This window comes from Actinomyces vulturis, from assembly GCF_001687305.1.
GTDB classification, from domain to species: domain Bacteria; phylum Actinomycetota; class Actinomycetes; order Actinomycetales; family Actinomycetaceae; genus Actinomyces; species Actinomyces vulturis.
In genome coordinates this window covers 160,073-185,861 of the sequence record NZ_KV700386.1, presented here as the reverse complement: position 1 = coordinate 185,861, position 25,789 = coordinate 160,073, and the positions used below count along the sequence as shown (strand labels likewise).

Here is a 25,789-nt window from a genome sequence, read left to right as displayed (position 1 = left end):
CATCTAGCCTACGTGTCTGGCCAAGAACTGCCACAGTTCGCTCACCTGTGAGCGAAGATGATCCACGTCGCCGTCATTATGAATGAGCACGTGAGCAACTTCCTCCCGTTCGCCATCACTCGCCTGTGCTTCCATACGAGCTCGTGCTTGATCCATGCTCACACCACGCGCCACAAGACGTTCCAGGCGTGTTTCCAGGGGGCAATCGACCACGACTACGGCATCAAAAGCACCTGCAGAGTCAGTTTCCACCAGCAGCGGCATGTCGTAGACACCCACACGTCCTGCAGGAAGGGATGACAAGCGCTCATGTGAGGTTGCCGCAATTATGGGCAAGGTAATGCTTTCAAGGATTTGGCGAGCGGCGGCATCGTCAAAAACAATGGCAGCCAGAGCCTGGCGATTAAGGGTGCCATCAGCGTTGAGTACCTGACTACCAAATGTTTCCACGATTGCCTCAAGTGTAGGCTCACCGGGTTCCACGATGTCACGAGCAATCTGGTCAGCATCAACGATGGTCGCACCATATTCAGCCAGTAGGTTGGCCACTGTGGACTTACCGGCCCCAATACCTCCGGTCAGCCCGACAAGAAGGGCACGTCCCGATGCCGGACGCACGATTTCTGCGCGCACGTCCAGTGTGGTGGCTGCAGGTGTCGTCACCTGGTGAGCTTGTGAAGTCATGAGTGCGCCCTTGCGTGCAAAGACCGTGAAGTTCACGGGCTTGTATGGTGGATATAAGAATTATGGAGCAATTTTGTCGATAGGTGTGCTCCGATGGCAACGCCGCGCGGCGGTGAGGCTGCGCGGCGTTAATTGAAGGATCATGTCTCTAGTGTGCCTTAACGCAGGCGACGAATGGCTGGAACGATAATGGTGCGCCATACCGCGTCCACATCAGAGACGAGTTTGGCGTTATCACCAGTGTTGGTGATTACTGCGTCTGCTACCGAAAGTCGATCATCATCAAGCGCTTGGGCATTCATACGCTTGGTCACCTGTGCCTTAGTGTACCCGCGGTTAAGGAGCCACTCACGGCGAAGTTCCTTGTCTGCTTCAACAGTAATGACCACATCGAATGCATCTTGTGCGTCAGTTTCAATAATGAGTGGTGCGTCAAGCACGCCAACGCTGCCAGGAGGAAGTTCGTCGAATTGGCGTAATGCTTCGGCGGCAATGAGGGGGAAGAGAATCGTCTCTAGGCGAACGCGGGCCATCGTGTCATCGAAGACGAGGCTCCCCAGAGCGGTACGGTCGATTTCTTTGGTCTCAGGGTCAAGAATCATGGGGCCAAATTCAGCCAGAACTGCGTCGTAGCCAGGTTGACCACTCATCATCAGTTCGTGACCCATTTCGGTGGCACGAATGGTCACTGCTCCACGCTCAGCCAGGAGACGTGAGACGGCAGTCTTTCCGGCACCGATACCGCCGGTTAGGCCAATACGGGCGGCACGTGGTGGCGGCGGGAGTTCAGGGATTTCCACATCATGCTCGCGGTGGGCATGCGAATGGGAATGGGAGCCGGCCCGGTGTGCGTGCACAGCACGATCGGAAAAGAGTTTCTTCATAGCCATACTTTATCAACTTTCGATACATGTATGTATCGGAGTGGGTGATTGCCACCTCACACAACAAGCAAAACCATTTCACCCGATACATCCTCTGTTCTACAACACGAAACATGTCACGCGCTATTCACCTACTTCCAAATACCTCCCCAAAATGACGTGTGGCCCGAACCAATTGGTTCGGGCCACACGCAGAAGGCTTAATGGTATCCGCTAGGAATACGCCTGATTATTAATGAATCAGTTGCCAGTGAGCTTTTCGCGAAGAGCAGCAAGTGCCTCGTCGGAAGCGAGAGTGCCAGTTGCCTCCGCAGGAGCAGAGGAGTAGGAGGTGTTGGCAGCGGGTGCTGCAGCAGCCTCTTCGCCTGCTTCCACGTCGATCTCGATTGCCTTAGCAACCTGGGCCTTGTGTGCTTCCCAGCGAGCGTGAGCAGCAGCGTATTCCGCTTCCCAAGCCTCGCGCTGTGCCTCGTAGCCTTCGAGCCATTCGTTGGTCTCGGGATCGAAGCCCTCGGGGTACTTGTAGTTGCCCTCTTCGTCGTACTCAGCGGCCATACCGTAGAGGCTGGGATCGAACTCTTCACCAGAGGGATCCACGCCTTCGTTGGCCTGCTTGAGGGACAGGGAGATGCGGCGACGCTCAAGGTCAATATCGATGACCTTCACGAAGACCTCGTCACCAACCTTGGCGACCTGCTCGGGAACCTCAACGTGACGCTGAGCGAGCTCGGAGATGTGAACGAGTCCCTCGATGCCGTCTTCAACACGAACAAATGCGCCGAAGGGAACGAGCTTGGTGACCTTACCGGGCACGACCTGGCCGATGGCGTGGGTGCGTGCGAAGGTCTGCCAGGGATCTTCCTGGGTGGCCTTGAGGGACAGGGAGACGCGTTCGCGATCGAAGTCCACATCGAGAACCTCGACGGTGACTTCCTGGCCAACCTCGACAACCTCGTTGGGATGATCGATGTGCTTCCAGGACAACTCGGAGACGTGAACGAGACCGTCTACGCCACCAAGGTCCACGAATGCACCGAAGTTGACGATGGAGGACACAACACCGGGGCGAACCTGGCCCTTCTGGAGGGTCTGGAGGAAGTTGGTGCGAACCTCGGACTGGGTCTGCTCAAGCCATGCGCGGCGGGAGAGGACCACGTTGTTGCGGTTCTTGTCCAGTTCGATGATCTTGGCTTCGAGCTCACGGCCAACGTAGGGCTGGAGGTCACGCACGCGGCGCATTTCAACCAAGGATGCGGGCAGGAAGCCACGCAGACCGATGTCGAGGATGAGACCACCCTTGACGACCTCGATAACGGAGCCGGTGACAACACCGTCTTCTTCCTTGACCTTTTCGATGGTGCCCCAAGCGCGTTCGTACTGTGCGCGCTTCTTGGACAGCAGGAGGCGACCTTCCTTGTCTTCCTTCTGGAGGACAAGAGCTTCGATTTCATCGCCAACAGCGACAATCTCGTCAGGATCGATGTCATGCTTGATGGACAGCTCACGAGCGAGGATGACGCCCTCGGTCTTGTAGCCGATATCAAGAAGAACTTCGTCGCGGTCGACCTTGACGACGGTGCCCTCGACGATGTCACCATCGTCGAAGTACTTGATGGTTTCGTCAACGGCTGCGAGGAGTTCCTCGGTAGAGCCAATGTCGTTGACGGCAACCTGAGCGATGCTCGGCGTGGAGGGCGTAGTAGTGGTCATTGAGTAGGTGCTCCGAATACGGACTAAATGTACGGACGAATAGTTACCACATACCCCACTTTGTCACTGTTGGTCCGGTCCAACGAGTCACTCCGCTGAACCTCAGATACAGAGGTTCTAGGGCATGCCTGGCCTACGATACCAGGTTTACCGGAATTATCCGCCACTGAGAGGCATCCCTATCAGGCTGATAGGCGCGTAAGTTTGCTCACGTTAATCGTGTGCAGCAGCCTTCCAATTGGGGCCCACGCCAACGGATACATCAAGGGGCACGCTCAACTGTGCAGCCCCCTCCATGGCCTCACGGACAAGAGCCTCAACCTGGTCCTTCTCACCCGGAGCAATCTCCAGGATAAGTTCATCGTGAATCTGCAAGAGTAAGCGGGATTTCAACTCATTGGCAACCAGTGCGTCATCGACGCGAATCATGGCAACTTTGACGATATCTGCGGCGCTTCCCTGAATCGGCGCATTGAGTGCTGCGCGTTCCGCAATCTCACGGCGCGGACGAATGTCACTAGTCAAGTCAGGCAGGTAACGGCGACGGCCAAGCATCGTTTCTGTGAAGCCGTCTTGACGAGCGCGAGCCACCACAGTTTCCAGATACTCTTGGACCTTGCCGAAACGTGCGAAATAGCGATCGCGCAGGGCACGCGCCTGAGGCACGGAAATTCCCAGTTGGCGCGACAGACCAAAGGCACTCAGCCCATAGGCCAAGCCGTAACTCATGGCTTTAATGTGCGAACGCTGTTCGTGGGTAATCTCCTCCACCCTCACGCCGTGAACCATTGCTGCCACATAGCGGTGAAGGTCTTCGCCGGAATTGAAAGCGTCAATAAGAGCCTGATCTCCGGACAGGTGAGCCATGAGGCGCATCTCAATCTGGGAGTAGTCCGCGGTCATGAGAGATTCGTATCCCTGGCCCACCACGAAGGCCTCGCGGATGCGGTTGCCTTCTTCGGTGCGTGCGGGAATGTTCTGGAGGTTGGGTTCTGTTGAGCTCAAGCGCCCCGTAGCAGCAACAGTCTGCTGGAAGGTGGTGTGAATGCGTCCATCGTCAGCCACGGCTTTGCGCAGGCCCTCAACGGTTTGCTGCAACTTGATCGCATCACGGTGCTCAAGAAGATTCTTGAGAAAGGGGTGGCCGGTGGTCTCATACAGGGTGGCCAGTGCTTCAGCGTCAGTGGTATATCCGCGCTTGGTTTTGCGTGTAGGAGGCATCTTCAAGTCTTCGAAGAGAATTTCTTGAAGTTGCTTGGGGCTGGAGAGGTTGACCTTCTTGCCACCCGCAGCTTCCCAGGCACCTTCCTGCGCCGCTTCTACGCGCTGGCGCAACTGCTCCACGCGGGAGTTAAGTTCATCCATATCCGCGGCGATGCCTGCTTGTTCCATGTCGCCAAGGATTCGAGATACCGGCATCTCCACGTCGTCATACAGCGGTGTGGCACCGCGATTCGTCATGCGTTTGTCGAATGCCGCATACAGGTCAGGAAGGACAGCAGCACGCAGGGCGGCCAGGTGTGCGCGGCGAGAAAGCTGTTGACTTTCCCCCTCACCATAGTTTCTGCTGACTTCTTCGCTCCACTGAGCCACGGCTGCCTTTCCGCGACGGCTTCGATCAATTCCGCAGCGGTCGGCAAGGTCCACCCCACCCTTTGTTTGGCAGAGTTTTTCAGTATCAAGAGCGCCATCATCAGGATCTCCCACGTAAGCAGCGATGCTGACGTCTTTGCATGTGGCCGGAAGTTCCAGGTCGAGTGCCCACAAGTCGTGGCGCACTGCCTTGGAATCGAGGGCTACGAAGTTAATGTCCTCGCAGGTAACCAGTGCTGCTAAAGATTGGAAGTCAGCGTCTCCAGCCAGTTCGCCGTCACGGGCCATGGCGACAAAATCGCGGTCAAGGACCACAGCACCCGCTTCACTGACGAGGCTGATAGGCCCCCACGGCTGGCCGTCACCTATAAGGCCACGTCCGGTATCGATAGCGACTACTCCCCCAGCTTTGGCCATCGCGTCGAGCACGGCAGGAGCTTGGGATTCGGTAGCAAACATATCGAGCAGGCCAGAATCTTCACTGACCACAATATGCTGATTCTCCAGGCGCTTGAGACCATCAAATGAGATCCCTAAATCATCGGTGACCAGTGCGGTGCGGATGGCTGCTTGGCGGGCCTTTTCTTGAGATGCCTGCTTGGCCGCCGCGTCCCTCGCGGTTTCTTCAACCGGCTCATTTCCCCCCTCAGCAATACCGGTGGTGCTGGAAGGCACAGAAGCGGCGTCATTGGAAAGCACAGTGACGGTACGGCCACGGATGGTGCGGAATTCCAATTCATCACACAGTGCGTTAAAGGCTTCCCAATCGGGAGTGCGCATAGTCAGGTCGTGAGAGACCTCCACCCCCAGGTCGAGAGTAGCGACGAGTGCATTAAGGCGGCGGTTACGTTCAACGTCCTCACGGTGATCGCGCAGGGACTGACCGGCTTTCCCTTTAATCTCGTCCGCATGGGCAAGGACGCCTTCCAAATCGCCGTACTGAGCGATCCACTTGGCAGCAGTTTTCGGACCGACGCCGGGTACACCAGGCAGATTGTCACTGCTCTCTCCCACCAGGGCAGCTAAGTCAGGATAGTGCGTAGGGCTGACGCCATACTTGTCCTCCACAGCCTTCTCATCCATACGTTTAAGCGTGGAAACCCCTTTAATCGGCCAGAGCACAGTGGAGGTCGGTGTGATGAGTTGGTAAGAATCGCGATCACCAGAACAGATGAGAACGTCCATGTCAGCTTCGCGCCCCTGACGGGACAATGTGGCAAGAATGTCGTCCGCTTCAAAATCCTCGCAAGTGAGCCAGGTGATGCCCACAGTGGAAAGCATGCGTTGGATCAGTTCAATCTGCCCCTTAAATGCTTCAGGAGTATCAGGGCGGGTGCCCTTGTATTCGGTGTATTCGCGGGTGCGGAAGGTGCCGCCGGGTAAGTCGAATGCCACGGCCATGTGAGTGGGTTTTTCCGTGGACACCAGGGTGAGCACCATGGACAAGAAGCCATGCACGGCATTCGTATGCTGCCCCATGGAGGTAGTAAATCCTTCGGGCGGAAGCGCATAGAAGGCACGGAAGGCCATGGAATGGCCGTCGATGAGGAGAAGTCGTGCGGACTGGGCTTGGGAGGTAGCGTCAAGAGTGCTCACCATGACAGCCTAAAGGTATGAGCCACTCCTCCGCTGCCAGCCAGGCCGATTTTTCACCATCCGCCGAGTCCTCATGGGATGAGCAAGAACGCGGTACTCTCATGGAAACCCTCCACATGCGCGTACTTGAGCGCAGTGCTGAGCGCACGGTTGTCACGATGCCTGTTGATGGTGCCTTGCAGGTGGTAGGCATCGTTCATGGCGGGGCTAGCGCTGCACTCATTGAGACGGCTGCTTCCGTGGCTGCTCGTGAGGCGGCACCACAAGGACACGTGCCCGTGGGTATGGAACTGCATGTCAATCACATCAAGGCGGTTCGCGAAGGCTCGATCACTGCGACCGCTTCACCTGTTCATTGTGGTGCACGAAGCGCCTTGTATCGGGTGGATGTACACGATGGTGCCGGTAACCTCATGGCTACCGGCACCTTGCGCAGTATGTTTACGATGGTGAACTAGCAATCGGAAAGAGTGAGCATCGTTCCGACGCGCTCACACCCGTTGGGGGTTCTTACTAACGTTCAGTCTGCTGAATCAGCGCTATCTGCCGAATCAGACGACGCCGGGCTGACTGCCGAGTCTGGGCTGTCTTGGTCAGCGGGGCGGGCTTTTGTCTTTTTCGGAGTTTTCTTAGCTCCCCCACCGACCTGCTCAATAACCGCGTCAGAGACTTCGCGCATAGTTAGTCGACGATTCATCGAGGTCTTCTGGAGCCAGCGGAATGCTTCAGGCTCAGTTAGACCCATCTTCTCCATGAGCAGTCCCTTAGCACGATCCACACGCTTTCGAGTTTCGAAGCGTTCAGTGAGATCGAATACTTCACTTTCGAGACTAAGGATTTCCTCATGACGGGAAAAAGCGATTTCGAGTGCCGGAATGAGGTCAGCGGGGGTGAAAGGCTTCACTACATAGGCCATGGCTCCTGCTGCGCTGGCGCGCTCGACTAATTCCTTCTGGGAGAAGGCGGTCAGCATGACGATGGCGCAGGAGTGATTCTTAAGGATGCGCTCAGCTGCGGTAATACCGTCCATGACGGGCATTTTCACATCCATCACGCACAGGTCAGGGTCAAATTCGTCAGCGAGACGCACAGCTTCTTCACCGTCGGCGGCTTCACCAACAACCTCAAATCCGGCGTCAGTTAATGTTTCTACGATATCTAAGCGAATTAGCGCTTCGTCTTCAGCGACGAGTACGCGACGCTTTGTTGCTTCAGTGCTCACGGATACATAGTGTACTCACCTTATGAAAGTCTTTTAACCGGTTAGTGTCCGTGAATCGTGAGAGTTCTGTGGAGTTTCTAGTTGGACTTAAGACGCATTAGTCGCTACAGTTACTGAGCAGTTCGATTGAGAACGCCTCCTTGCCGGGTTGGCGGAATGGTAGACGCGACGCACTCAAAATGCGTTGTCCTTACGGGCGTGTGGGTTCGAGTCCCACATCCGGCACTGTTAACACAACGGTGGGCCCGATGCTTTAGGCATCGGGCCCACCGTCTTCTTCACCCATCCTCTGTGTCCCGCCGGTGCTCACATCACCGGTTGTGTGAAGAAATCTGGGGTGATGGGCTATTCGGGGCTCGCTGGGGAATCAAGGGTTGGAGCACAAGACGTTTGTGCACTTAGGCATCTCACCGGAGTACACGGAAGATCGGTGTTATCTTCGTCATAGACTGTATGAATAGCCTCTCCATCCGACACATGCAGGTCGTGGGATTTTTCTTGCGTGGTGTAAACAGCCGATTGTTCATCGGCAAGCATCGTGGGCATTATGCTTTGGGGATTTTTTTGGCTCTCTTGGCCTGACGGTGGGTGATAACGCTGTCCAGACTGATGCGTTTCTCCAGTGGAATGCCTAGTTCTGTGACGTTGAGCGGTGAAGAAGGAGAACATGCCTTCACCTTGCCTTATACGCTGCTAGGCGGCAATGGGGAGAACTTCCCCATTGCCGCCCAAGCGGTATGCGTATTAGTGCCAGTAAGTTCACGATGAACTTACTCAGGCCATGAGTGTCAGCCGAGGTTGACCGGTGTACCCACGGTGTGAACACGCAGTGAGTTGGTAGAACCTGGAGTGCCCGGAGGCATACCGGCCACGATAATCACCTGATCGCCAGGCTGTGCAAGATTCTTTTCCTGAAGCAGTTCATCGACCTGGGCAACCATCTCGTCGGTGTGACGCACCTCGGGCACAAGGTAAGGCTGAACCCCCCACGACACAGCCATCTGATTGTAGGTGCTCTGCAACGGAGTAAAACTAAGCAGCGGAATGGGTGAACGCAGACGGGAGAGACGACGAGTGGTGTCACCGGACTGGGAGAAGGTCACCAGATAATCGACGTTAAGTTGTTCGCCCATTTCTGCAGCAGCGCGAGTCAAAGCGCCAGCCCATGTGGTGGGGTGAGAGCCGAGAGGAGCGATGCGTTCGCCACCGTTTTCCTCGACATTTTCGATAATGCGTGCCATTGTACGCACAGCTTCAATCGGGTAGGCACCCACGGAAGTTTCACCCGAGAGCATCACTGCATCAGCGCCATCAAGAATAGCGTTAGCACAGTCGGAAGCTTCTGCACGAGTTGGTCGGGGGTTGTGAATCATGGATTCAAGAACCTGAGTTGCCACGATAACGGGCTTGGCGTTGCGACGTGCCAGTTCGATGGCGCGCTTTTGAACCAGCGGCACCGCTTCAAGGGGCATTTCCACACCCAGGTCGCCACGGGCCACCATAATGCCGTCGAAAGTTTCGACGATATCGAGGAGATTGTCCACGGCCTGAGGCTTTTCGATCTTGGCAAAGACAGGAAGTCGCATTCCTTCTTCATCCATGATCTGGTGAACGTCTTCAATGTCCTGGGCATTACGAACGAATGACAGAGCAATAAGGTCCGCGCCGATGCGGATGGCCCAGCGAAGATCTTCACGATCCTTCTCGCTGAGGGCTGGAACACTCACAGCGACACCGGGCAGGTTAATGCCCTTGTTGTTGGAAACATAGCCGGGAACCTCAACACGGGTGACTACATCCGTATCCGTCACGGCAGTGACGCGAACAGCGACGTTTCCATCGTCAATGAGGAGACGATCGCCAGGACGGCAGTCGCCCGGGAGGCCTTTAAAAGTGGTGGAGCAACGCTTAACGTTTCCTAAAACATCGTCAGTGGTGATGGTGAATTCATCACCTTTATGGAGCATAACCTTCTGGTCATTGATGAATCGGCCCAGGCGGATCTTCGGCCCCTGGAGGTCAACGAGGACTGCCACTGAACGGCCGGATGCTTCAGCGGCGGCGCGAATGCGCTCAATAACTACTTCTTGGTCTTCTGCACGACCGTGGCTACGGTTGATGCGTGCCACATTCATTCCGGCATCGACAAGGGCTTGCACCTGTTCGGGCGAGTCTGTGGCCGGACCTAGGGTGCACACAATTTTGGCTCTACGCATACCCTAAGCCTAGGGCACGAAAGTACCTAAGGCACGTTAATTTCCCTATGTCACACGTTCAATTTCATGGTGTCGAACGCCAGGCTTGCTCAGTGATGACACACCGCGCACGAGCTGTGAGAAAAACCGGGTTTACCGTGTGACTAATTCGGAGGGTTCTACTTCCTGGGCACGCTGACGCATACCGGTGAAAACAAAACCGATCAGGCCAACACTCAGCACAATAAGCGAAGTCCATACGTTGAGACGAAGACCAAAAATGTGCTGGGCAGAGTCAATACGCAACATCTCAATCCATAGACGGCCACTGGTGTACACCACAACGTACAACCACATAACGCGGCCACCGTGAAGATGGAAACGCTTTTGGGCCCACACAAGGAAAGCGGCACCGGCTAAATTCCACAATGCTTCGTAAGCAAACGTCGGGTGGAACAGCGTTCCGGGAGCATAACCGGAGGGCATGTGGGCCACATCGATCTCTAAGCCCCAAGGTTTAGTCGTGGGGGCACCAAAAAGTTCTTGATTGAACCAATTACCAAAGCGGCCCATTGCCTGAGCGATGAGCAGTGTGGGTGCAACAGCGTCAGCCAGTTGAGGGAAATTGATGCCACGCTTGCGGGTGTAAATCCATGCGGCAAGAAGACCTGCTGCCACGCCTCCCCAGATCCCTAAACCACCTTCCCAAATCAAGGGAATGCGTGTGAGATCACCGTGAGGACCAAAATAGGCATCAGGGCTAGTGATGACGTGGTAAATGCGGGCACCAATAATGCCCACGGGGACCGCCACAAGGCAGACGTCAAGCACCACATCTTTTTCTCCGCCATCGGCACGATAGCGCTTATCTGACCACCAGACAGCCACCATGATGCCAGCAAGGATGCACAGCGCGTAGGCACGAAGAGGAATCGAGCCCAAGTGCCACACTCCCTGAGATGGCGAAGGAATTGAGGTGGCCATCATGGCTGACAGGGACATGGATTACCTTCCGTGACGAGAACGCGCAGACTGGCAAAGTGCAGGGTGAGCCCCTGCGGCAACCAGTTCGGCAACAAACTGGTGCGGGTCAGCAGAGCGGACCACTGCTTCACCCACAATTACCACATCGGCACCGGCCCGAGCATAATCCATCACGTCATGGGGTCCGCGAACACCACCCTCAGCGACAGACACCACCGAAGGCGGTAAGCATTGGGCTACGCGCTCAAACAGATTACGTTCAATATCGAAGGTGACCGGATCACGGGCATCCACAGCAATAATTTGAGCACCAGAATCCACAGCAATCATGGCTTCGCCAGTAGTTCGCGCTTCAACGACCGCAACCATGCCCAACGAATGGGTCCGTTCAATCAAAGATTCTAAAGCGATGTGTGGCAGGGCTCGCACTTTAAGAAGAATAAGGTCAGCTCCGTGGGCACGCGCCTCATGGACCTGATAAGGGGTGACAATCATGTCATTGACTAGAACAGGAGCATCTACAGCTGATCGGACGGCATCAAGATCGGTCAATGAGCCACGGTAACGCGTACACTCGGTAACCACACTGACTGCCACCGCTCCCCCAGATTCGTAGAATCGGGCCAGCATACCGGGGTCCCCCACACCACTAATGTCGGCGAATGTGGCAGTTGCTCGCTTAACTTCAGCGATGACGTGAACCGTTGATCGCGAACGCCGCAAGGTATCAAGGACAGGACGCGCTCCGGCAATGCGCTGCTCTTTTTCCTTCAGATCATCAAGACTGATCTGTTGTTGACGCTGATGAACGGCAGCACGAACGCGGGCTATGTCCACGACGCTTTCGTTCATCTTCCCTCGCTTTTCAATGACTTAACCGCTTAATAGTGACGCTTACCACCATAGGAAAGCAAATCTCGTCCGGATAGTGAATAGACGTGTGCGCGCCGGCAAAGCCGGCGCGCACACGAGTCATCAAAGACAATGATAGCGATTCGCGGTGAACCGCCGGACTGTCAATCAAACAAGGTTAGGATCCTTGCGGACGAGGATGAGAATGAATTCAACGAATGACCACAGAGCGTTGATGATGCCAATTCCATAGCCCAAGCCGAGGAACAGAGCGACAGGACCAAGTTCATCGCTTGGTACTTCACCGTTAGGACCAGTGGCATGAGCACCGACATATACAAAACCTGCAATCACCAGAGCAAAAGCAATGACGGCCAGCACGACGTGAATGATGCCGAGAGTCTTCTTACCCAGGTAGAAGTCATGGACACCAATAGCGCCAAGGAAGAAAGCAAACAGTGCTGCGGCGGTCTTGGACTTGGGAGCAGTGGCAGGGTAGCCATAGTTCTGTCCCGAGTATGGGGCGGGGTTGTACGGGGCGGTCATAACAGACTCCTCAACTTATTCAGAATGACTTCTCATTCACTGTGACGGATAGACCCTATCAAAAACGGTGATGAATTCACGAGTATGTCTCGGTTTTCCTACGGGGAGTTCTCCCCTAAGTATCCGGCTAACACACGCCATAAATCCTCAAATTGCTTCGCATGGAATCAGCGAGTCATCCATTCGGTGGGCCCCAGGCGCTCAGACAAAATCGGTACCAAGTCAGGAATATTCCGAGCCACTCCAAACGCAATTAGCATCATGGCCGCAACCATGATGGTTTTCACGGGAAGCACAGGCAGGCTCCGTACTGGCGTTTGACATGCCACCCATATGCTCATGGCAATCAGCCCCGGAACAATAATGAATGCAGCAGGGTTGTACCCCCACGCCTCGCTCCATTGTCCGTGGCACATAGCATGAAGCGCACGAGTACCTCCACACCCAGGGCACCACAACCCAGTCGCATAGTGAAACGAACAACCCGGGCCTTGAGGAACGCTCACAGATACACGAGCGATCGCTATGGCAAGCACACCAATAGGAAGAATTGACCAGAAACGATCGTACATGCTGTTCAGCAAGTGACGATTCATGGTGTTCTCTCTTTCCTTGCGGTACTACTCGCCTGTACTACCGTCGATCTGTCATCGTAAGCGTTTGCAGTGTTGTCCGCCCGCGATGAGGCTGATGTGTAATGATCCGTGAGTAAATTCTTCCCTGCCCTCATACGTGTAATGAGTCAAATTCACACGTATAACGAGTCGGGTTAATACATGAAGAAAAAGGTCGACCCCAGAGCAACACGCACGATCAGTAGAATAATTCCGCCGGTTAATACCACAGCGTTCAAAATAAGGCCGCCTAGTGTCACGCCTTCATTACTGGCTTCGCCCTTATTACATGCTTGATGTCCAAGTATCCCCAGGATCAGACCAACGACTTCAGTAATGAGCAACGAGCCACAGCATAGGAGTGACAAGAAGCCTAGAACCAGGCTGACAATGCCCATCCAGTCCTTCTGCGTGCTGGTACGAGTGGGATAACCCAGGTTTACCTGGGGTTGTTGAGGATAGGCAGTGGCGGCAGGATGCGTTGGGAATGACTGTCCTGTAGCGGGGTACTGCTGATTATTCATCCCCTGGAAAGTGCCCTGTGCCCCCGCGTTGGGTTGTCCTAAATAAGCCGGAGCAGAATAGCCCTGTCCTGCTTGAGCATCATAAGGGGGCACAGGAGGCATCGGGGATCCCATTCCCTCATATCCGGGGTACGTTGTAGGACTCACGTTGGTTCCACGGTCATAGGTACCCGTACGGTAAGGATCTGCTGGCGAGGCCTGTCCATTACCCGGGTCAAAGTAGCCCGATCCACTCACTGTCTCTTGGTGCTGGGGAACCACAACGGTGGGATCATCGGGACTAGGGGTGTTGTGAGGGAGCCAGCCGTTAGATGACGACGGGTAGTTATCGTTCATAAGAACCTCGCGTGGGTGAGATATGCCTAGGTATAGCGTACCTGTCTCGTTCTTCATGACGCTGCAAGGTAAGATTCTCCATCATGGTGAGTTCTCCCCTACTGAGCAGTCCTCGTTATTACAGTTAGTCGTGTGAACGTTCCTCTCTCATGTCAGTGGGCTGAGTTTCTACGCCGTGGTATTCCCTCGCGCCAGAGTCTTTCCTCGTTAGTGCAGAAAAGGTCATGGCATTGTGTCGACCTGGCTGGCAGTGATGAGTTAATCCAGACTATTTGTCGCAGTCAACCTGATGCCTTTATTCATCTAGTCCTCATTGATGGATTTAGTGGTTCAGGAAAAACGACGCTAACTGACGCTGTACTAAGTGACAAAATTCCGCGAACAGTTCATCGGATTGCCGTGGACTACTACGTTCATGGTTGGGATGCTTTACACGATGCTGTTACCGCTATTCGATGTGAGTTAGAGAAATTACTGGCCTGGATTCGCGTATCCGTTGCCTCTTGCGAGAACTGTGCTACTTGCCTCACAGACTTTGCTTTTCCAGACGATTCCCATACGGTGGCTCTCGGCAGTTTCGATTGGGACATTATGGCATCGGGTGCTGAACATCGCTTCACGGTTCACCCCGGGGACGTAGTCATCATCGAGGGATGTGGATCATGGCTGACAATGCCCGTGGATCTCCACCCACAATCAGTGATGGTAATGGATATCCCTGGCCCCATCTCCGGGGGAACAGAATGCCTTACTACTCTTAACGAAGACGAAGAACAATTCTCTTCTCCCTCCACTGCCCAGCCGATGTCATGCCTGCGCCTGTGGATGAATACTCCCGCTAGTGAACGTGCCCTCCGAGTATCTACACGAGATTCCTATACTTGGCCACGCGAAGCGTGGGACCACACGCATAGAGATCTACTCACCGAACTCATTCATCGCGAACAGTGGCCACCGATTACGGAATCGGTGCCTGAGTAGTTTCTGGTTGAGCCAGAGGAGTGGGTGTGGGGGTCACAACCACCACTTCGTCAGTATCAGAACTAGGCTTCACCGTGGCGCCAGCATCTTTAGTGTGATCAATAGCCAGCACATCCATCACCACGAAAACAGGTTCGTCACCACGAGCTTGGTCTGGTGGGAGAGCCATAAGGACGCGAGATCCAACGGTGACGTCAATAAGATGCTGCGCTACACCTGTCATCGTGCCGCTCACTTCAATCACTGATGGCAGTACATCGTTGCCCCATGAGGAGGAAATCACGGCACCGGTATTCCAAGAGATGAGTGCGTAGCGGGCAACAATCGTAGAAGTATCCTTTACTTGCTCGCCTTCACCTTTAATAACGGTGGAGGCCAGTGCCTTTGTTGGAGGGGCTACACCAGACAGGTTTGCCGTCACCGTACCGTCAGGATTGAATACCAGTGGAGGCATGCCAGGTAGCGGATCTTGAGCCTCACCATCGGCCTGGAGGGGAAGCACATCAACGATGGTGATTTCTTCTTCAGTCGCTTCGCCTCCTTCCTGGCCTGCTGTGGCAGGGGCCCGCAAAATAATGCGTGAGCCTTGGTTGACTCCTTCGAGTCGCTTTGCCAGTTCATCACCAATAATGCTGGGTTCAAGCAATCCCACGTAAAGTCGGGTGCCGGTTTCTGTTCCAGTGGTGTTGGCGCCATCAGTTCCACTGAAAGTAGACACGCTTAGCAATGCGGGTTTACCGGCTTGAAGTGCCGGTCCTTCACCGTGGATAAGTTCGTCAGAAAGAACACCTTCAGTGGGGAGCAGGGGCGAATCGATTTGCACCACAGGGGTAGCACCGAGACGTCCGGCTACATGGATAATGTCATGAAGAGGAGAATCAGCCAGGACACCTGTTGGCGGCGGAGAGACAATATCCTGAACTCCGGGGCGTGCTTCGTGAGTAATACGCGTAATGGCAACGGGAATGACCATGATAAGAACTGCCAGAATTCCTGCGAGAACCATGGCTCGGCGTCCGCGGGGACGGGGACGGTGCAAGGTCGCAACGATAACGCGTTGAGGACCGGTTAACGGCGACGGTTCATTGATGACGCGGCTAGATTCGTCATATTCAACATCCTTAGGAACTACGTCAATAGGGTGCTCATCAGGCTCTACGGCCTCAATAAATTGTTGTCCATCAAGGACATCAGGGACGGGATTAGTGACCTCAGTATCTAAAGACTCAGCGGGTGCATCACCATCAGCGTTACCAACGTTCGAAGTATCGACACAAGGTGTGGCACACTGAGTTTCTCCAGTGTTCTCAGAATCTTCGACAGCAGCAATATCGACAGATTTGCTGGCCTCGCTTGCTTGTTCGTTTAGTTCCTCAGTATGTGACTGTTGATCGTGTGATCTTCCGTCCTCCGTGGTATTCACATCAGAGAATTCCTTGTGAACGGTGTCCTTAGAAGTATCCTGCTGGCTACTAGGCAAAGCAGGAGTCACAGCATCGCGAAGGTCATCTGTAACAATGGCATCGTCGTTATTTTGTGCTTCGAGGGCAGCTTTTTCGGCGGCGCGTTCGAGTGCGCGACGCTCACGACGGGTCAAGGGACGCCCATCAATGTGAGTCGGAATTTCTGCGGCAGCATCAGAGGCTTCCTGGTGGTAAAACACATCAGATATGCCCGATGTTCTAGCGCTCTGCGGGGAGCGCGCACTGTGAGAACCAGAGGATAAAACGGGGAAATCAGTATGGCAGGAGGAGGGGGGTAAGTGTACGTGAGAAGGAAGCGGGGAATGATCGTGGGCCTCACGCACGTGTTTTCGCGCCATCACTCCCCCTTTCTTCATTCCGATGTTTTACTCACATTCATGCGAGCATGCCTACGCGCACTAAAGCACGCAGCATACAGGGCATTTTAAGCCCACGGTGGTGGTGGCGGGAGGCGATGATTAACACACTCAGCGAAACTCTCAACCTCGGTTGCCTCCACTGACCAAGGGTTCATCATACGCAAGACCCGATGAGTACTCGTTCTATGATCAGGCAAACGCATACTGGTCCATCCCGCAGTGATGACTGTTCCAGATGCAAGAGCATCACGAATCAACTGGCCACGTACTATAGCGCGTTGAGAAAAGTTCTTATCGGGGTGCTGATAAGCATCCATGATTTCTTGCTTGAATGTTCGAAATAGTCCTGCCTGACGCAATGGCTCAGTCAAGCCCTGTGGACCCACATCGTGAAAAGCCAGGAGAGTGCGCTTGACAAGAGGATCATCCCAGGAACAGTGATGGCGGCTCATCACTTCTTGACACAGCCGATGTGTAATCAGCCATTCCCACTCGTGTTCAACCTGATCGTAGAAACCTTGTTCACAGGCGAGAATTGAACGGTGCCATAAGTCAAAGACCACATCATCCATTCCGGTGATATTCATGCCTTCGCATGCGTGATAAACACGTTCAAAAATTACGCGTGCAAGATCAATGGCTTGCATGTGCTTTCCACACCGCATTATAAAAACCGTGGTGCCCAAAGAAGTGGACGGCGTCCATTCTTCAGCATTGAGATCTTTCAGGGCACGAAGCGGATAAGTAAGCGTCAAGTCTGCGGTTTCCATTCCCTGGTCAAGTGCCGCAAGGAGCAGTATGGTGGAACCTACCGCAAGCACCAATGGTGCTGGTGTCATTGTGCTGTCGCCGCTAATGACATGAAGTCTACGGAAACGCTCAGAATCTGCGTGTGCTTCATCGCGAGTGTTAATGAGCGGTCGCGAACGCGTGGTAGTTGCCGATTCTACGTGGTGAAGAAAGGGGGCCCGTGCTGAACGGCGCCACCCACGAGCAGAAACATCTCCGGTGGAACACCACAGAGTTCGAAGAATAAGGTGAGTAGCCACCACGTCACTCAGATGCGGTGAAAAACCATGAGGAACCATATAGTTCTCGTGGAGGCCAAAACTATTTCCCCATGAATCAGCATTCGTTTTAATGACATGAAGGCGCTGACCTAAGCCTTGTCGATCAAGTTGATTCTGAGCACGCTCCACCATGCTAGCCACGAGCATATCGCCCCGTTGATGTTCACCAAGAACACCCTGGAGAGTCAAACATTCCGCTGTAGCATACTCAGGGTGGTCTCCCACATCGAGGTAGAGTCGGCCACCAGATTCACAAAACCTACTTGGTCCGCCCCAGCGCCGGGACACCTCTGCAAACATCAGTGCTGCTGCTTGGGAAGAATCCATTCCTGGTTTCGTATGGCGTCCAGCAGAGAACTCACATGACGCAGTGGTCGATGGATGCGTCGTTGCGGGCGTACACACCACTCCGTATTCGGTTTCAATGCCCACGATACGCGGACCTTCAAACCCCTCGGGATGGTAAGTAACAGGCGTTGACATCATGTGGTGTTACTCGTCGTCGGCTCCGAGAATAGGTGTGGAATCGTCGGGTGCTTTAGCGGCACAGTCACGTAGGACCTTGCGGACCTTTTTATCAGTGCTAGTGCGTTCTTGAACGTCTTCACTCACCCAGTAACCCGATTCATCGTAAGCACCACGTGCAGGCGGGCGTTTGCGTGTAAGCGGAGCGCTACCTGGTGCCAGGCGGCGTGCAGTGATGAGGAAACCGGTGTGTGCAACCATGCGGTGGTCAGGACGTACAGCAAGGCCATCAAGATGCCAATCACGCACCATAGATTCCCATGCTTGAGGCTCAGTAAATACTCCGCTGGCACGCAGCGCTTCCGCCATGCGAGAGAATTGGGTAACGGTGGCAACGTAAGAAATGAATACACCGCCGGGGGCCAAAGCATGAGCTGCTGCGTCAACATTCTCCCAGGGAGCAAGCATGTCCAACACAATGCGATCGATGGAACCTGCTTCGACATGTTTCATCACCACGTCGTCAAAATCGCCGGTACGCAATTGCCAGGCGCGATGATGGCGACCAAACCATGAGTCAACATTTGATGCGGCGATTTGAGCAAAGTCTTCACGACGTTCAATCGATAGCAAATAGCCGTCTTCGCCGATAGCGCTTAGAAGACTCATCGTCAATGCGCCAGAACCCACACCAGCTTCTAGGACTCGGGCACCTGGGTAGATGTCAGCCATTTGAATGATCTGACCAGCATCCTTGGGATAGACCACCTGTGCCCCGCGAGGCATGGAAAGCACATAATCACTGAGCAACGGACGCATAATCAGTAGTTCATGTCCCTGCTCGGTGATGAGAACGGTTCCTTCCTCCTTCCCCACAATGTCACGGTGGTAAAAGTTTCCACGCACAGATTGGAAAAAGCCATGAGGATCAAGAACAAAGGTATACAGACGCTTTTTTGTGTCTGTCACCTGGACACGCTCGCCGTAGCGAAGAGGGCCACGGCGACCGGCCTGGCCGAGTGTCACACCAGGGCCTTGGTCAATCCATGAAGGAGCAGGCTCTGGAGCGAAGTGATCTGCCGGATGGGGATAAGTGTGTTCGTCAGTCATTATCGTTATCCTACCTATCGCTCACATTCGAGCACCCGAGGGGACCACGAAAATGGCACCACGGTCAAATTGGTTTCCTTGAGGCTGTATGAACAACCATCGGCAACATGATCGTGCTTGGCTCAGTGCTTGAACAGCATCCTGCCCGCGATAGTACTGAGAAAATGCGCGAGCGGGAACAACTTGGCTCACAGCGCTGGCAGGCATCGACCACATCGCTTGTCCCGCTTGACGAACTGAATCCATCGCCTGGTTATCAATAAACCCTAGAATTTTTCCACTTCTGTCTTTCACAAGGACAACGGAAATGCCCGACTGCAACGTGGAGTCAATAACGGATAGTGAAGTATCAGCGTCTGCCCATGAGACAGTTTCAAACTGAGAACGCAAATCAACACTGGAGTACTCACGCTGTTTCTTTGGCCCTGACAAGATTGCCCAGCATGCCTGCCCAATACTCATGCCCACAATAACAAGGATGAAGAGGCTAAACACATCAGGCTTTTGGTGCAACAAGACGACGGGACGCAACACCCACATCCACCCGATAAATGCGAGAACACCTAGGCCGCCAACAGCAGCAACTTTCAAACCCCAGTCGCGTCTGCCCGTCACTTGATGGACGATACTTGCCAGCGTCTGCCCACCATCTAGTGGCCAGCCAGGAAGTGCGTTAAAAATGGCAAGCATAAGGTTGATCCATGCCAGCGCCCACACGATAGTTCCCGCCTCAAAACTCCACATCCGTGTGTGAAAAATGGCCGAAAGAATCCCATATAACAGGGCATTCGCAAGCGGGCCTGACGCTGAGGTCAGTGCTGCTTTCCAAGGTGCTTCATTAGCGGGGACACGAAAACTTGTCCGACCTCCGAACAAAGTCAGTTCATAGCGCAAAGGAGTTCGCCCTACCAACATGCCCACCATTCCATGAGACAGTTCATGGCACAAAATAGATAGGGACAAACCCACGACTACTCCGATTACCACGATGATGGTGGTGGAAATGGGGGCACCAGAAGGGATAATTGCCGGAACGAAAGACATTGTGACGAGCAATGCAATAATAAGATTCGTCGGGGACACGAAAATCGGAGCCCCTTTGAGGGTGGCAATCTTCATGAATACTCCTGACGTGTAGCAATAAGAAACGTATGGCAATGAAAGTATGTAATTGCTGCCTTAGAGCCCCATGAGGACTTGAGCAGCGACAATTTTCGCGATCATGCCCAAGGCAAAAAGGGACACGTATCCGGCTTCGATGCGTGAATCAGAAACCATAGTCTGAGCCACGGAGAACACAGCAGGCTGAGCGGCAAGTCCGCTCATGGCACCGCAACTTCGTGGTGCGCTTTGCCCAAGGGAACGTGCCATGAGCAGAAAAACCAAGGCTCCGAGACTGGCCACAATCACAGCACCTACAGCGACAAGGGCACCGGTAGGGGTCGCAATTTGTGCCTTGAGAGCTGGACCACTGGCTAGGCCCACGCCTGCGAGGAAGAACAAAAGCCCCAACTGTCGCAACGCTACGTTGGTTGCCCGTGGCATGCTCCAGATAAAAGGACCAGTACGACCTGCCCACCCCAATGCCATTCCCACGATGAGGGGACCCGCTGCAGCACCGATAGTAAAGGATGATCCTCCGGGAAGCGGAACACGAATCAAGCCCACAAGAAAACCGATGGCTAATCCTGCGCCAACAGTCAGCGGATCGATTTCGCTAATGGAGCCTTCAGAATTACCCAGACGCGCTTCAACAGCGCGCATATTGTCTCGAGGAACCACCACTAAAGCACGATCACCAGCTTCAAGAATGAGATCATCACGACCGAGCAGATCTACGTCACCGCGACGAACGCGGATGATGGTGGCGTTATGGCTTCCCTGCAAATCAAGGCTGGCGATGGTACGGCCAATAACGGCTTTGCTAGAGACGGTCACGCGCTTAAAGTCCACTTCAGTTCGGTCGAAGAGCACATCATGCTCAGCAAGATAGCCCATCTGTTCCACAACTTCTGCGATACGCCCACCCGGACCTACCACCACAACACGGTCACCGGTACGTAAATGCTCATCGGGTTCAACAACACGTGTGGAGCCTTCGCGTGAAACCAGTGAGAGGCGTACTTGCTGGTCAAGAAGGGCAGGAATTTCGGTGATTTTTACGTCACGGTCAACGAAAGCGGTGAGGATTTCCAAGCCTTCAGCGTCCGGATCGGCGCTGTCACGGCCTGCTGGCCATTTGCGAGTCACGGCGATAGCCACAGCAATAATGGCAACCACGACGCCAATGGGATAGGAAATCGCAAATGCCGCTTGAGGATCTTGATTCGTGGCGGCGGCCATCACACTAGGAAGAGCCGGTGAGGCAGTCATAGAGCCAACGAATGTGCCCACCATAGAACCATTGCTCAGGCCCAGTGCAGCACCTACGGCCACGCTTGCTGCGGCGGTAATAATCACAGTAGCCAAACCCGTCAGGAACATGGGGACTTGGCGTTTGAGTGAGGAGAAGAACGTTGATCCTGCACTCAGGCCCACCATATAAGCAAACAGGGCCAATCCGAGAGCGGCTAAGAGGTCACGGTCATCACCCAAACGTGGATCAAGCATGCCAATGGCAAGTCCCATAAAGAGTGCTCCAGCAGTACCCAAACGAACCTTACCAAAGGGAATTGCTCCAAGAACCGCCCCCAAGGCGACCACAAGGAAGATCGTCATAAGGGGCGAAGCAACGAGCGCATCAATCACAACATTCACGGTGACATCCTACGGGCGCGTTAGTGTTAGCCCATGCATGAGAACGGCGATACCCCCTCCCAGACGGCGGTAAGAGACGCAAGTCATACGGGTCCTGGCGCGCATACCCCTTCCCGGGCAAGGAAACGCCGTGCGGCCCTATCCCCCTCACGAGCCAAAGATTTCATGCAGTGCCCGCTGCTTTTCCGTCTACGCACCATCGACCACATGCCTGAGCCCGGATCACTGGCCACGCATAAGGGAACAGTGGTCCACGGCGTCTTGGAAAGGCTCTATGACCTTCCCCCACATGACCGTACTGTTGAAGCGGCACACGAGTTACTCCCCAGCCAATGGGAGGCACACCAGGACAACAATCCCGACGTGTTTGACCTCTTCGATGACCCCGATGAGGTTGAGCCCTGGCTCGACGAAGCCCGGGCCCTACTCGAGACCTACTTCACCGTAGAAAACCCCACCTTCCTCCAGCCCGCTGAACGCGAACTCATGGTTGAGGTAGAGAACGAATCTGGACTGTTACTCCGTGGTTTCGTCGACCGTCTCGACATTAGCCCGCAGGGCGATATGCGCGTGGTGGATTACAAGACTGGCAAAGCCCCTAGCCCACGTTTCATGGAGGATGCGCTGTTCCAGATGCGCTTTTATGGGCTGGCACTGTGGCGTCTGCGCGGACGGATGCCACGACGTCTCCAACTCATCTATTTACGTGACGGCAAGGTCCTTACCCATGACCCCGTGGAGCGTGATCTGAAGCGGACCAGTGCAAAACTTGATTCTTTATGGTCAGAAATCGAACAATGCACTACCTCCGGTCGCTTCGCTCCGCGCCAAACTAAACTCTGCGATTGGTGTGCTCACAAGGCGCTATGTCCCCTGTTTGGTGGCACTACTCCCCCAATGAATGACGACGGCGCACGTCACCTTCTCACTGCCCATTCCTGACCACGTTGGTCACCCAATTCAGCGGCTTCTCGCTTCTCATCACACAGTTCAGTGCCGCTCATTGGGCGTGCCACCGGAGCGGACAGCCCCGTTCCTATTAGCGTGGTGCCATGAAGTCTCGCCGCCTTGGACGCACTAGCCTCTATCTCCCTCGCCTCGCGCTGGGCACCAGCGAATGGGGCCGAGCTATCAGTAAGGAAGAGGCCGTAGAAATCATGCATTTCTACACCATGGCAGGTGGCCATTTCTTTGACGTCTCCGCGCACGATCACACAGGAACCGGCTTAGGAATCCTCGGCGATTTGATCGATTCCCAAGTCGCTCGTGAAGACATCATCATCATGGCCCGAGGCGGCTGGCGAAAGTGGCGCCGCAATATAGGCTCCATCGACACGGAGTTAGGTACTGCTGCCCAGGACAATCCTTACGACCCGAAGAAACTACGGGTTACTCACGAAAACTCTCGCGCCACCCTCGCTCAAGAGCTTACCGAAACTCTCAACCACATCGGCACCGATTACCTCGACTTATGGATTGTCGATGAATTCAGCCCCTCGACATCGATTGAAGAGGTCGCTCATCACCTCACCATGGCTGTCAATAGTGGCCGCACCCGCTACGTGGGGGTGTGTAACTGGCCAGTCTGGGCCACAGTTCGACTAGCTGATCTTTTAGGAGGCGGTGGCGGTGGCAGTGGTTTACTTACCGGCCCAGGTCTAGCTTGCGCCTTGACCGAGTATTCACTCCTTCGCCGTTACCCCGAGCAGGAACTCATTGATGCCTCTCAGGCTTTGGGCTTTGGGCTGATTGGCTATGCTCCGCTGGCTCGTGGCGTACTGACTGGAAAGTACCGTAACTCCACTCCCCCGGATTCACGCGCTGCTAGCCAGTTTTATGCTCAGGAAATGAGCATCTACCTCACTGATGAAACTGATCGTGTAGTTGAAGCCTTATGGACTGCTGCTGCTGGACTTGATCGTTCTGCTGCCGAGTTGTCCCTAGCCTGGGCGCGAGATTCTTTTGGCATGTGCTCTACCGTGGTTGAGCCCCGTACTGCCACTCAACTCACTCAACTGCTACTAGCCGAGAACCTTGAGTTGCCCACGCAGATTCGTCACGCCTTGGATGAAGTTACGTCTCAATTCGTGCGGCCGTTCCCTGTTCCTCGTGCCTAATTCCCAACACACAACGGCAATGAGTTAGTCCTCGTCATCGTCGAAGTCGACGTCCTCAAGATCGTCGTCTTCGTCGTAATCATCATCATCGTCATCGAAATCATCGTCGAGGTCATCATCGTCCTCATCGAATGCTTCGAAGGGCAACTCAATACCGAAACTGGTAAACAGTGCATCGTCATAGGTGAAGAACGCATCTTGCAGTGCGTGCTCTGCCGAAACAACGGCAGGAGACAATTCATCACCACTTGAAGCAGCGTCAAAATGGGCCTCAAGAGCAGCAATGAGTCGATTCAGTGCGGACCGCGGATCGTTCGTCATGGACTAAGCCTAACGGTTTTTTCAGTGTGACAACATCGCTACGAAGAGAAAGGGCGTGGTCAGTGCATGAACTGCACTGACCACGCCCTTGAACACTGCGATCTCATTCCTTCGCCCGGGTATTAAGCCCTAGAAATGAGAAAACGTGTAAAACGTTCAGTCCTCAACCCCAAGGTGGGTACGGGCGTAATCGACGAAGAGATCCTCACCCTTAAGGCGAACAGTCTCTTCGGGACCAACCACGACTCGCACACCGTCCTTGAGAATCTGAGAAGCGCCGCCGTTTGGTCCGAGAGGAAGAACAACCCATTCCTTGCCGGGGGCGTAAATAGCGTTCGGTTCTTCACCGCGAATCATGGCCGCGATGTTCGCTGCTACAACTTCCGCGTGTGCGCGAGCTGCGTCAGCACGCTTGGATTCACGCACATCAGTGATATCTCCAATTGCCCAAACACAAGGATGGTCGAGCACACGAAGGTGATCGTCAACGCGGATAGTGCCGTCATAGTGACGAACCTCAGCGTAATCGCGGCCCAGGTATCCGGTTGCTGCAGAAGAACCGTAAGCACGGAACCACATATCAGCCTTAATCTGGGTGCCACCTTGCGTCATGACGCGGAAAGGAGAGAGCACACCAACATCAACAGGAGGCAGGTAGGACAAACTATCCCCAACCATGATCTTCACGCCGCGCTCTTGAAGTTGCTTGCGGATTGATTCACGTAGTTCAGGCTTGTAGTCACCCGAGGTGAGGATGTCCGGTCCGGACTCAAGGAGGGTGATTTCGATTTCGGGGAAATAGGAGGTGATTTCGCCAGCCAGTTCGATACCTACTGCGCCACCACCCACGATAAGGACACGGCCAGACTGCTTGAGATTGTTGTAGGCGCGCTCAATACGGGCTTTGGCAATGGCTGCACTGGACTCAAGGTGCTTAGCGGGGAAGGGATATGCGGTACCGGTAGCCAGAACGAGATGATCGGCTTCGATTTCCTCATCCATACCGGAAACGGACACAGAGGTGCCGTTAGTCTTCAGGACGGTGCCATGAATGACACGTCCGTTTTTTAGAAGATTGTCATAGGGGATGAAGATCTTTTCAGCCCACTCGGGGTCCACGGTGGCTCGCAACGCTGCTGCGTGGTTGACGAAGCGATCCTTCTGCTCGATGAGCGTAACTTCTGCAACCTCGTCGAGTGCTTTTGCTACAGCGATGCCGCCGTAACCGCCGCCCACAATGGTGACGCGTGCCATGTATTCCTCCAAGTTCATCGATGCAAGCACAGGGTGTGCTTATTCTCGGTAGGGGCGTTTGAGCCCGCCTATCCTTAGGCTATCGTGCCTCGGGGCTAAAGGCCTACCCCGTGAAGGCAGTGTTGGTGGAT

Annotated in this window: 22 protein-coding genes and 1 tRNA gene; 5 read left to right on the top strand and 18 right to left on the bottom strand. The window is 54.5% G+C overall.

What is annotated here, in order from left to right:
• Positions 1 to 3: 3 nt before the first annotated feature.
• The 4 genes from coaE (A9753_RS04105) to polA all read right to left on the bottom strand — a co-directional run bounded on the left by coaE (A9753_RS04105) (position 4) and on the right by polA (position 6,470).
• Positions 4 to 684, bottom strand: a complete 681-nt coding sequence (coaE, locus tag A9753_RS04105) for a dephospho-CoA kinase (protein ID WP_083090290.1) — start codon at positions 682 to 684, stop codon at positions 4 to 6.
• 158 nt (positions 685 to 842) lie between these two features.
• Positions 843 to 1,574, bottom strand: coding sequence for a dephospho-CoA kinase (gene coaE, locus A9753_RS04100; protein WP_245637358.1), 732 nt, complete (start codon positions 1,572 to 1,574; stop codon positions 843 to 845).
• A gap of 234 nt (positions 1,575 to 1,808) precedes the next feature.
• On the bottom strand, positions 1,809 to 3,278 hold the full coding sequence (gene rpsA, locus A9753_RS04095; RefSeq protein WP_067780752.1) for a 30S ribosomal protein S1: 1,470 nt from the start codon (positions 3,276 to 3,278) through the stop codon (positions 1,809 to 1,811).
• Between the two features lie 213 nt (positions 3,279 to 3,491).
• Positions 3,492 to 6,470, bottom strand: coding sequence for a DNA polymerase I (gene polA / locus A9753_RS04090; protein WP_067780749.1), 2,979 nt, complete (start codon positions 6,468 to 6,470; stop codon positions 3,492 to 3,494).
• Between the two features lie 14 nt (positions 6,471 to 6,484).
• Here polA and A9753_RS04085 point away from each other — a divergent pair, with 14 nt between their 5' ends.
• Positions 6,485 to 6,925 (top strand): PaaI family thioesterase, encoded by a 441-nt coding sequence (locus tag A9753_RS04085; protein ID WP_067780745.1) that lies wholly within the window; start codon positions 6,485 to 6,487, stop codon positions 6,923 to 6,925.
• 62 nt (positions 6,926 to 6,987) lie between these two features.
• On the opposite strand, the gene A9753_RS04080 is transcribed toward A9753_RS04085, so the two are convergent.
• Entirely contained in the window at positions 6,988 to 7,689 is a 702-nt protein-coding gene (locus A9753_RS04080; RefSeq protein ID WP_083090289.1) for an ANTAR domain-containing response regulator, read from the bottom strand.
• Positions 7,690 to 7,831: 142 nt separating this feature from the next.
• Between A9753_RS04080 and A9753_RS04075 the strand changes: the two genes are divergently transcribed.
• Positions 7,832 to 7,914, top strand: a tRNA-Leu gene (locus A9753_RS04075).
• Positions 7,915 to 8,477: 563 nt separating this feature from the next.
• On the opposite strand, the gene pyk is transcribed toward A9753_RS04075, so the two are convergent.
• The 6 genes from pyk to A9753_RS04045 all read right to left on the bottom strand — a co-directional run bounded on the left by pyk (position 8,478) and on the right by A9753_RS04045 (position 13,740).
• Positions 8,478 to 9,905, bottom strand: coding sequence for a pyruvate kinase (pyk, locus tag A9753_RS04070; protein ID WP_067780742.1), 1,428 nt, complete (start codon positions 9,903 to 9,905; stop codon positions 8,478 to 8,480).
• Positions 9,906 to 10,037: 132 nt separating this feature from the next.
• Complete coding sequence (gene lgt / locus A9753_RS04065) at positions 10,038 to 10,886, bottom strand: prolipoprotein diacylglyceryl transferase (protein WP_245637357.1); 849 nt, start codon at positions 10,884 to 10,886, stop codon at positions 10,038 to 10,040.
• A gap of 3 nt (positions 10,887 to 10,889) precedes the next feature.
• The gene (locus A9753_RS04060) at positions 10,890 to 11,720 is read right to left on the bottom strand and encodes an indole-3-glycerol phosphate synthase TrpC (RefSeq protein ID WP_067780739.1); all 831 of its coding nucleotides are present in this window, start codon (positions 11,718 to 11,720) and stop codon (positions 10,890 to 10,892) included.
• 168 nt (positions 11,721 to 11,888) lie between these two features.
• On the bottom strand, positions 11,889 to 12,266 hold the full coding sequence (locus A9753_RS04055; RefSeq protein WP_067780736.1) for a TM2 domain-containing protein: 378 nt from the start codon (positions 12,264 to 12,266) through the stop codon (positions 11,889 to 11,891).
• Positions 12,267 to 12,433: 167 nt separating this feature from the next.
• On the bottom strand, positions 12,434 to 12,862 hold the full coding sequence (locus A9753_RS04050; RefSeq protein ID WP_067780733.1) for a DUF2752 domain-containing protein: 429 nt from the start codon (positions 12,860 to 12,862) through the stop codon (positions 12,434 to 12,436).
• A gap of 173 nt (positions 12,863 to 13,035) precedes the next feature.
• Entirely contained in the window at positions 13,036 to 13,740 is a 705-nt protein-coding gene (locus A9753_RS04045; protein ID WP_067780730.1) for a DUF4190 domain-containing protein, read from the bottom strand.
• Positions 13,741 to 13,872: 132 nt separating this feature from the next.
• Between A9753_RS04045 and A9753_RS04040 the strand changes: the two genes are divergently transcribed.
• Positions 13,873 to 14,721: a nucleoside/nucleotide kinase family protein gene (locus A9753_RS04040; RefSeq protein ID WP_067780727.1), complete on the top strand. Its 849-nt coding sequence runs from the start codon at positions 13,873 to 13,875 to the stop codon at positions 14,719 to 14,721.
• Here the strand turns inward: A9753_RS04040 and A9753_RS04035 are convergent.
• The 5 genes from A9753_RS04035 to A9753_RS04015 all read right to left on the bottom strand — a co-directional run bounded on the left by A9753_RS04035 (position 14,699) and on the right by A9753_RS04015 (position 21,966).
• Entirely contained in the window at positions 14,699 to 16,384 is a 1,686-nt protein-coding gene (locus tag A9753_RS04035; RefSeq protein ID WP_141673296.1) for an FKBP-type peptidyl-prolyl cis-trans isomerase, read from the bottom strand. The two genes, A9753_RS04040 and A9753_RS04035, sit on opposite strands and share 23 nt — an antisense overlap.
• 245 nt (positions 16,385 to 16,629) lie before the next feature.
• Positions 16,630 to 18,120, bottom strand: a complete 1,491-nt coding sequence (locus A9753_RS04030) for a proteasome accessory factor PafA2 family protein (RefSeq protein WP_067780721.1) — start codon at positions 18,118 to 18,120, stop codon at positions 16,630 to 16,632.
• 6 nt (positions 18,121 to 18,126) lie between these two features.
• A complete protein-coding gene (locus tag A9753_RS04025) occupies positions 18,127 to 19,209 on the bottom strand; it encodes a tRNA (adenine-N1)-methyltransferase (RefSeq protein ID WP_083090288.1) in 1,083 nt (360 codons plus the stop codon).
• Positions 19,210 to 19,230: 21 nt separating this feature from the next.
• Positions 19,231 to 20,328, bottom strand: a complete 1,098-nt coding sequence (locus A9753_RS04020) for a site-2 protease family protein (protein ID WP_067780718.1) — start codon at positions 20,326 to 20,328, stop codon at positions 19,231 to 19,233.
• A gap of 60 nt (positions 20,329 to 20,388) precedes the next feature.
• On the bottom strand, positions 20,389 to 21,966 hold the full coding sequence (locus tag A9753_RS04015) for an aspartate:alanine exchanger family transporter (protein ID WP_083090287.1): 1,578 nt from the start codon (positions 21,964 to 21,966) through the stop codon (positions 20,389 to 20,391).
• Positions 21,967 to 21,999: 33 nt separating this feature from the next.
• On the opposite strand from A9753_RS04015, the gene A9753_RS04010 reads away from it, so the two are divergent.
• Both A9753_RS04010 and A9753_RS04005 read left to right on the top strand, forming a co-directional pair.
• Entirely contained in the window at positions 22,000 to 22,908 is a 909-nt protein-coding gene (locus A9753_RS04010; protein WP_083090286.1) for a RecB family exonuclease, read from the top strand.
• A gap of 110 nt (positions 22,909 to 23,018) precedes the next feature.
• Positions 23,019 to 24,083 carry an aldo/keto reductase gene (locus tag A9753_RS04005; protein ID WP_067780712.1) on the top strand — a complete coding sequence of 355 codons (1,065 nt, stop codon included), beginning with the start codon at positions 23,019 to 23,021 and terminating at the stop codon, positions 24,081 to 24,083.
• Positions 24,084 to 24,107: 24 nt separating this feature from the next.
• Here the strand turns inward: A9753_RS04005 and A9753_RS04000 are convergent, their stop codons facing one another.
• Entirely contained in the window at positions 24,108 to 24,404 is a 297-nt protein-coding gene (locus A9753_RS04000; RefSeq protein ID WP_067780709.1) for a DNA primase, read from the bottom strand.
• A gap of 156 nt (positions 24,405 to 24,560) precedes the next feature.
• Positions 24,561 to 25,658, bottom strand: coding sequence for an NAD(P)/FAD-dependent oxidoreductase (locus tag A9753_RS03995; RefSeq protein WP_067780707.1), 1,098 nt, complete (start codon positions 25,656 to 25,658; stop codon positions 24,561 to 24,563).
• Positions 25,659 to 25,789 lie beyond the last annotated feature (131 nt).

Excerpts from the sequence above, each read along its gene's own strand:
- A9753_RS04050 (WP_067780733.1), bottom strand. The coding sequence starts at position 12,862 with ATGAATCGTCACTTGCTGAACAGCATGTACGATCGTTTCTGGTCAATT.
- A9753_RS04005 (WP_067780712.1), top strand. The coding sequence starts at position 23,019 with ATGAAGTCTCGCCGCCTTGGACGCACTAGCCTCTATCTCCCTCGCCTC.
- A9753_RS03995 (WP_067780707.1), bottom strand. The coding sequence starts at position 25,658 with ATGGCACGCGTCACCATTGTGGGCGGCGGTTACGGCGGCATCGCTGTA.
- A9753_RS04000 (WP_067780709.1), bottom strand. The coding sequence starts at position 24,404 with ATGACGAACGATCCGCGGTCCGCACTGAATCGACTCATTGCTGCTCTT.
- A9753_RS04045 (WP_067780730.1), bottom strand. The coding sequence starts at position 13,740 with ATGAACGATAACTACCCGTCGTCATCTAACGGCTGGCTCCCTCACAAC.
- rpsA (WP_067780752.1), bottom strand. The coding sequence starts at position 3,278 with ATGACCACTACTACGCCCTCCACGCCGAGCATCGCTCAGGTTGCCGTC.
- A9753_RS04025 (WP_083090288.1), bottom strand. The coding sequence starts at position 19,209 with ATGACTGACGAACACACTTATCCCCATCCGGCAGATCACTTCGCTCCA.
- A9753_RS04030 (WP_067780721.1), bottom strand. The coding sequence starts at position 18,120 with ATGATGTCAACGCCTGTTACTTACCATCCCGAGGGGTTTGAAGGTCCG.
- A9753_RS04020 (WP_067780718.1), bottom strand. The coding sequence starts at position 20,328 with ATGAAGATTGCCACCCTCAAAGGGGCTCCGATTTTCGTGTCCCCGACG.
- A9753_RS04010 (WP_083090286.1), top strand. The coding sequence starts at position 22,000 with ATGCATGAGAACGGCGATACCCCCTCCCAGACGGCGGTAAGAGACGCA.
- A9753_RS04055 (WP_067780736.1), bottom strand. The coding sequence starts at position 12,266 with ATGACCGCCCCGTACAACCCCGCCCCATACTCGGGACAGAACTATGGC.
- A9753_RS04060 (WP_067780739.1), bottom strand. The coding sequence starts at position 11,720 with ATGAACGAAAGCGTCGTGGACATAGCCCGCGTTCGTGCTGCCGTTCAT.
- pyk (WP_067780742.1), bottom strand. The coding sequence starts at position 9,905 with ATGCGTAGAGCCAAAATTGTGTGCACCCTAGGTCCGGCCACAGACTCG.
- A9753_RS04085 (WP_067780745.1), top strand. The coding sequence starts at position 6,485 with ATGAGCCACTCCTCCGCTGCCAGCCAGGCCGATTTTTCACCATCCGCC.
- coaE (WP_083090290.1), bottom strand. The coding sequence starts at position 684 with ATGACTTCACAAGCTCACCAGGTGACGACACCTGCAGCCACCACACTG.
- lgt (WP_245637357.1), bottom strand. The coding sequence starts at position 10,886 with ATGTCCCTGTCAGCCATGATGGCCACCTCAATTCCTTCGCCATCTCAG.
- polA (WP_067780749.1), bottom strand. The coding sequence starts at position 6,470 with ATGGTGAGCACTCTTGACGCTACCTCCCAAGCCCAGTCCGCACGACTT.
- coaE (WP_245637358.1), bottom strand. The coding sequence starts at position 1,574 with ATGGCTATGAAGAAACTCTTTTCCGATCGTGCTGTGCACGCACACCGG.